Source organism: Salinibacterium sp. (genome assembly GCF_031364185.1).
GTDB lineage: Bacteria > Actinomycetota > Actinomycetes > Actinomycetales > Microbacteriaceae > Rhodoglobus.
Genome location: NZ_JANLVV010000382.1, coordinates 1 through 6,858 on the forward strand (window position 1 = coordinate 1; position 6,858 = coordinate 6,858).

General features: G+C 62.3%; 3 protein-coding genes. 2 read left to right on the plus strand and 1 reads right to left on the minus strand.

The window, feature by feature from the left end; all coding sequences use genetic code 11:
- Positions 1-141 precede the first annotated feature (141 nt).
- Both RMN95_RS16520 and RMN95_RS16525 read left to right on the plus strand, forming a co-directional pair.
- Positions 142-1,173 carry a WYL domain-containing protein gene (locus RMN95_RS16520; RefSeq protein WP_309617999.1) on the plus strand — a complete coding sequence of 344 codons (1,032 nt, stop codon included), beginning with the start codon at positions 142-144 and terminating at the stop codon, positions 1,171-1,173.
- Positions 1,174-1,176: 3 nt separating this feature from the next.
- The gene (locus RMN95_RS16525; RefSeq protein ID WP_309617997.1) at positions 1,177-2,568 is read left to right on the plus strand and encodes a DUF222 domain-containing protein; all 1,392 of its coding nucleotides are present in this window, start codon (positions 1,177-1,179) and stop codon (positions 2,566-2,568) included.
- 219 nt (positions 2,569-2,787) lie between these two features.
- Here the strand turns inward: RMN95_RS16525 and RMN95_RS16530 are convergent, their stop codons facing one another.
- On the minus strand, positions 2,788-6,669 hold the full coding sequence (locus RMN95_RS16530; protein WP_309617998.1) for a DNA-directed RNA polymerase subunit beta': 3,882 nt from the start codon (positions 6,667-6,669) through the stop codon (positions 2,788-2,790).
- Between the last annotated feature and the right edge of the window lie 189 nt (positions 6,670-6,858).

Consider the following 6,858-nt stretch of genomic DNA (forward strand, 5'->3'; position numbering starts at 1 on the left):
CAATACGCGTCCTCAACGCTGAGCCATCTCTTACGTCCACGTCGTCCCATGATGTCCACACTCCGAATTCTGATGGAGTGTTGCAACGAGACCTAGAACCCGCTTGGCGTTTCTGGCCCTGTTTTCAGTCGGCGTTAACAACTGCGGCAACGAGGTCGCCTTTCGGCGCCTGAGATGGCTAAGGAGCTGGAGGTCTCTACTCGCACCGTCCTGCGAGACATCGATGCGTTGTCCACTGCGGGGGTCCCCGTCTACGTCGACCGAGGTCGCCACGGTGGATTCTCTCTACTCCCGGGATTCCGGACCGAATTGACGGGCCTTAACCATGACGAAGCCGTCGCCCTCCTCACCGCCGGAGGGCTCGGCGGCAGGCAGGTGTTGGGCCTCGGATCGGCCCTATCGTCCGCCATGCGTAAGGTTGTCGACGCCTTGCCGACGAGCTACCGGCGTGCAGCGACCGATGCCGCTCAACGGATACTTGTCGACCCGGAAGCCGATCTGTTGTCGCGTCGCCGTATCGAAGAGAACATCCCGACAGCGGTTGCAGTGGAGGTGCGACGGGCTGTGCTCAACGGCCGCCAGCTGCGCCTCCATTATGCCGCCGAAAATCGCAGCCCCGCGTGGCGCGAAGTGCACCCGATCGGCCTCGTCACGGTACGCGAGAAGGGGTACCTCCTCGCGACGGTCGATGGGAGCGATCGAACCTACCGGCTCTCACGCATATTGGCCGCCGAAGAACTCCCCGAGCCCGCTCAAAGCCCAAGCGAATTCACTCTCGAAGAACTGTGGCAGGCACGCAGCGCTCGATTTCGCGCTGGAGAAACGCAACTTGTCGTGCTGACACGAATCGACCCTCTGCGACGCGAAGAACTCGCCGGAACCGCGATCGCTATTCTTCACGAGGCGACAGACCCAGACGGCTGGCTTCGACTGGAGCTTACCTTTCAAGATCTTCGACATGCAAAGTGGGCGCTCTGGCAACTCGGGACTCATGCGGAAGCCATCGACCCTCCGCAGCTCCGGAGCGCACTGCACGACCGGGCGACTACCGTCGCTGCTCATTACTCCGAAATAGGTGGTCTGGATTCTAAGTCGACGCCTCTTATTCGGCATTGCAACTCACTGCACCGTGAGACTTATTTCGAATATATCTTCGAATGTGTGCTAGACTAAGGCATGTCCCAAAACGACGCAATCACCCGCCAAGTGGATGTCGTCGCCCACGATCTTGCTGCTCTGATCGACCTCCTTCATATCGATTTCCTCCATCGGGACTCGTTGGGCCGGTCGGGCCCTGTTGCTGATGTCATTGCGGCGGTGGAGTCGGTCGGTAGGCTGATGGATTGTGCTCGTGTTCGCGTCCTGGCTCAGCTGGTGAACAACCCCATGCTGGTCGAACGCCTCGGGCATGCGTCCGCGACCTCGGCAGTTGCATCTCTTGCGCAGATCTCGGAGCGTTCGGCTCGCACCCGCCTGACGGTCGCTACCGCGGTGTGCGAAGACCTCACGTTGACCGGCGCGGTAGTGCCCGCTGCGCGGCCTGCTGTCAGTGCGGCGCTCGATGCGGGCGACCTGGGCCTTGACGCCGCAAACCTGATTGCGACGGAGCTGGCATCGATCACCGGGCGGGCACCTTCGGACGTGCTCGACATGGCCGAGACGGTCATGGTCGGCCGCGCCACAGGGGTCAGCCCGAATGATCAGCCGATGGTTGCTGCGGTGTCGGTGGACTTCCTCACCGGTGAGATCCGACAGATGACCGCTGCGGCAGATCCTGATGGTGCCCGACCCCGGGAAGAGCGAGCGACCCGTCGCCGCGAGTTCCGCCTCGGCACTCCCGACGAAGACGGACTCGTACCAGCCCACGGAAGGTTGTTGCCTGAGGTCGGGGTGTTATTGGCGGGGATGTTAGAAGCACAACGCCGCTCCCCACGATTCATTGACCTCAACGCGAATCTGATGGATCACCTCGGTGAGCCCGCCGACCCCCGCACCCCAGCGCAACGCCGCCACGACGCCCTCGGGGAGATCGTGATGGCAGCCGCCACCGCTGACGGCGCGCCCAGCCTCGATGGGCTCCCGGTCACCGTCCTCGTCACTGTCACCGCCGCTGATCTCACCAACGACGCCGGCCTCGACTCCGACGCGATCGGCACCATTACCGGCTCACCCTTCCCTGCATCCCGGCGCACCATCGAACGCTTCATCGACACTGGCGGCTACCGCGTCGCCACCACCGACGAGACCGGTGCCGTTACCGCGATCAGCTCGACACAGCGTTGCTTCACCCCGATACAGCGGCTGGCAATGGCTACCCGGGACGGCACCGGCTGCGTAACCCCCGGGTGCACCAGCCCCCACTACACACTCCAAGCCCACCACGTCATCCCCGACCGAGACGGTGGGCCCACCGCGCTCGATAACGGACTGTTGCTCTGCTTCTGGCACCACCAGCAAGTCGACACGGGACCTTGGCAATACCGGATGGTCGCCGGGCTGCCCTATGTTCGCGGGCCAGGTATTCCCAACTGGACCCGCACCCGCCAGCCAATAGCGCGAGTCGCATAGATCGGGTTGGGTGTGGAGATCCGGTTTCGCACCTTGCTTTATGCCCTGAGCTCGCCACTATCAATTCAGCATTCGGTATCAAGCTTCCGTACCAACCCTCCTCGCTGACCTTCTCTGCGAAACTCAACATCCCCATCCGGAGCAATGACGACTCCCTCATCCAGGGATTAAATGCAGGATGGCCCGCCACCGAAGTGACGGGCCATCCTGTGCGGGACCTTAGTTGTAGGTACCGGGGGTGTAGTCGTCTGAGCTGAAGCTGTCGAAGTCGACGAAACTCAGGTCGCTCTCGCTGAACGCGGACTCATCAGTGAAGATGCGGTTCGGGTAGCGCTCGGCCTTGGCTTCGTCCGTCGCCTCGACAGACACATCGCGGTAGCGCGGAAGACCCGTGCCCGCCGGGATGAGCTTTCCGATGATGACGTTCTCCTTGAGTCCCATCAGCGGGTCGGACTTGCCCTCCATGGCGGCCTGCGTAAGAACACGCGTGGTCTCCTGGAACGACGCGGCGCTCAGCCAGGACTCGGTCGCAAGGGACGCCTTGGTGATACCCATGACCTCCTGGCGAGCCGAGGCGGTGGCCTTGCCCTCGGTGAGCGCAGCGCGGTTCAGCTCGTTGTACTTGAGCCGGTCGACGAGCTCGCCCGGAAGCAGGCCTGTGTCTCCGTGGTCGACTACGGTCACCTTGCGGAGCATCTGGCGAACGATGACCTCAATGTGCTTATCGTGAATCGGCACACCCTGCGAGCGGTAGACACCCTGCACACCATCGACCAGGTGAAGCTGCACGGCACGAACACCCTTGACCCGAAGAACTTCCTTCGGGTCGAGGTTTCCGACGTGCAGCTGCTGACCGAGATCGACGTGCTGGCCATCCTCGATGAGGAGAGTAGCGCGGCGAAGCACCGGGTAGGCGACGGGCTCGTCACCATTATCTGGAGTCAGGATAAGGCGGCGAGCCCGATCCGTGTCCTCGATGGTGATGCGCCCTGCAGCCTCGGCGATGGGTGAAGCGCCCTTCGGCGTGCGAGCCTCGAAGAGCTCGGTCACGCGAGGCAGACCCTGCGTGATGTCATCAGCGGATGCCACACCACCGGTGTGGAAGGTACGCATCGTCAGCTGCGTCCCTGGCTCACCAATCGACTGGGCCGCAATGATACCGACGGCCTCACCGATGTCGACGAGCAGACCGGTAGCGAGCGATCGACCGTAGCAGGCAGCACACACACCCACGACGGACTCACACGTGAGCACCGAACGCACCTTGATGTTGTGGACGCCAGCTGACACCAGGGTGTCGAGCAGGACGTCTCCGACGTCGGCGCCCGCGGCCGCAATGACCTTGCCCTTGGCATCGACGGCTTCGGCAGCAAGGCTGCGAGCGTAAACCGAGTTCTCGACGTTGGTGTCAAGCACCCAGTTGCCAGCGGCATCCTGTGCGGCAATCGGCATATCGAGGCCCTTCGACGTACCGCAGTCGTCTTCGCGGATGATGACATCCTGCGAGACGTCGACGAGTCGACGGGTGAGGTACCCCGAGTCAGCGGTACGAAGCGCCGTGTCGGCCAGCCCTTTACGAGCACCGTGGGTCGAGATGAAGTACTCGGCCACGGTCAGGCCCTCCTTATAGGAGTGCACGATCGGGCGAGGGATGATCTCACCCTTCGGGTTCGATACGAGCCCACGCATACCGGCGATCTGGCGAACCTGCATCCAGTTACCACGAGCACCAGACGACACCATGCGGTTGATGTTGTTGTCGGAGGCGAAGTTGTTCTGCATGGCGGTGGCAACCTCGGCGGTGGCCTTGTTCCAGATCTCGATGAGCTCCTGGCGACGCTCGGCATCGGTCGTGAGGCCCTTGTCGAACTGGTCCTGCACCTTCGCGGCCTGCTTCTCGTAGCCGGCGATGATCTCCGGCTTGTTCGGCGGGGTCACGATGTCAGACAGTGCGACGGTGACACCCGAGCGGGTAGCCCAGTGGAAACCGGCATCCTTGATGCGGTCGAGTGCTGCCGCGACCTCCACCTTCGGGTAGCGCTCGGCGAGGTCGTTGACGATCGCCGAGATCTGGCCCTTGTCTGCGACTGCCTCGATGTAGGGGTAGTCGGCGGGAAGTGCCTCGTTGAACAGTGCGCGACCGAGGGTCGTGTTCATCAGGACGGTCTTGCCCTGCTCGAAGCCCTCGGGCGCCTCACCGTCGGCGAAGTGCAGGTTCTCAAGACGGATGCGAACCTTCGCATTCAGATTCAGCGAGTGCTGGTCGAACGCGAGGATCGCCTCGGCGACGGACGAGAACGCGCGGCCCTCACCCTCACCGCCATCTTTGAGCGTGGTCAGGTGATGCAGGCCGATGATCATGTCCTGTGTGGGCAGGGTCACCGGTCGGCCGTCGGAGGGCTTCAGGATGTTGTTGCTCGCGAGCATGAGCACGCGGGCCTCGGCCTGGGCCTCGACCGACAGCGGAAGATGCACCGCCATCTGGTCACCGTCGAAATCTGCGTTGAACGCAGCACAGACGAGCGGGTGAAGCTGGATGGCCTTACCTTCGACCAGCTGGGGCTCGAAGGCCTGGATGCCGAGACGGTGAAGCGTGGGTGCGCGGTTCAGCAGCACGGGGCGCTCGCGGATGATCTCCTCGAGCACATCCCACACCTGCGGACGGCTCCGCTCGACCATGCGCTTGGCGCTCTTGATGTTCTGAGCGTGGCTGAGGTCGATGAGTCGCTTGATCACGAACGGCTTGAACAGCTCGAGTGCCATCTGTTTGGGCAGACCACACTGGTGGAGCTTGAGCTGCGGGCCGACGATTATCACCGAACGACCGGAGTAGTCGACGCGCTTTCCGAGCAGGTTCTGGCGGAAACGACCCTGCTTGCCCTTGAGCATGTCGCTCAGTGACTTGAGGGCACGGTTGCCGGTACCGGTGACGGGGCGACCACGACGACCATTGTCGAACAGTGCGTCAACGGCCTCCTGCAGCATGCGCTTCTCGTTGTTGACGATGATCTCGGGTGCACCGAGGTCGAGCAGGCGACGCAGGCGGTTGTTGCGGTTGATGACCCTGCGGTACAGGTCGTTGAGGTCGGAGGTCGCGAAGCGGCCACCATCCAGCTGCACCATCGGGCGAAGCTCCGGCGGGATGACCGGCACAACTTCCAGCAACATGGCGGACGGCGAGTTGCCGGTCAGCAGGAAGGAGTTGACCACGCGCAGTCGCTTGATCGCACGGATCTTCTTCTGGCCCTTGCCGTTGGCGATCTGGTCGTGCAGGTCGACACTCTCTGTCTCCAGGTCGAACGCCTGCAGGCGCTTCTGGATGGCCTCCGCGCCCATGTAGGCCTCGAAGTAGGTGCCGAAACGATCCTGCAGCTCCTGGAAGACGGAATCCTCGGGCTTGAGGTCACCGACCTTCAGGTTGCGGAAATCGTCCCAGACGCGCTCGAGCTGGCTGATCTGCTCATCGAATGACTTGCGGGCCTGGCCCATTTCCTTCTCGGCGCCATCCTTGACGCGACGCTTCTGGTCGCTCTTAGCACCTTCGGCCTCGAGGGCGGCCAGGTCTTCTTCCAGCTTCGCAAGTCGAGTGGCGATGCGGGTGTCGCGCTGGCCCTCGAGGGTTTTGATTTCGAGACGGATCTCATTCTCGAGGCCGGGCAGGTCAGAGTGCCTTCCCTCCTCATCCACCGAAATGATCATGTATGCCGCGAAGTAGATGACCTTCTCGAGGTCTTTCGGCGCCATGTCGAGCAGGTAGCCGAGCCTGGACGGAACACCCTTGAAGTACCAGATGTGAGTAACGGGAGCGGCGAGCTCGATGTGGCCCATGCGCTCGCGACGCACCGAGGACTTGGTGACCTCGACTCCGCAGCGCTCGCAGACGATTCCCTTGAAGCGGACTCGCTTGTACTTACCGCACGAGCACTCCCAGTCCCGACTCGGTCCGAAGATCTGCTCGCCGAACAGGCCATCCTTTTCAGGCTTGAGCGTGCGGTAGTTGATCGTCTCTGGCTTCTTCACCTCACCGTGTGACCAACGACGGATGTCGTCAGCAGTGGCAAGGCCAATCTTGATTTCGTCAAACGCGTGAACGTCGAGCAATGGTTTCTTCTCTCTTAGAAAAAAGCTTTGAAGCTAAATAGGCGGGGTCGCGACGAAGGGAGCTAGTAGCTCAGATCTCGTCGATTGACGAGGACTCGAACCGGGTGGAGATGTTGATGCAGAGCTCTTCCGCAGCGCGGAACACCTCATCATCTTTGTCGCGCAGGTTGACCACGCTGCCGTCGGCCG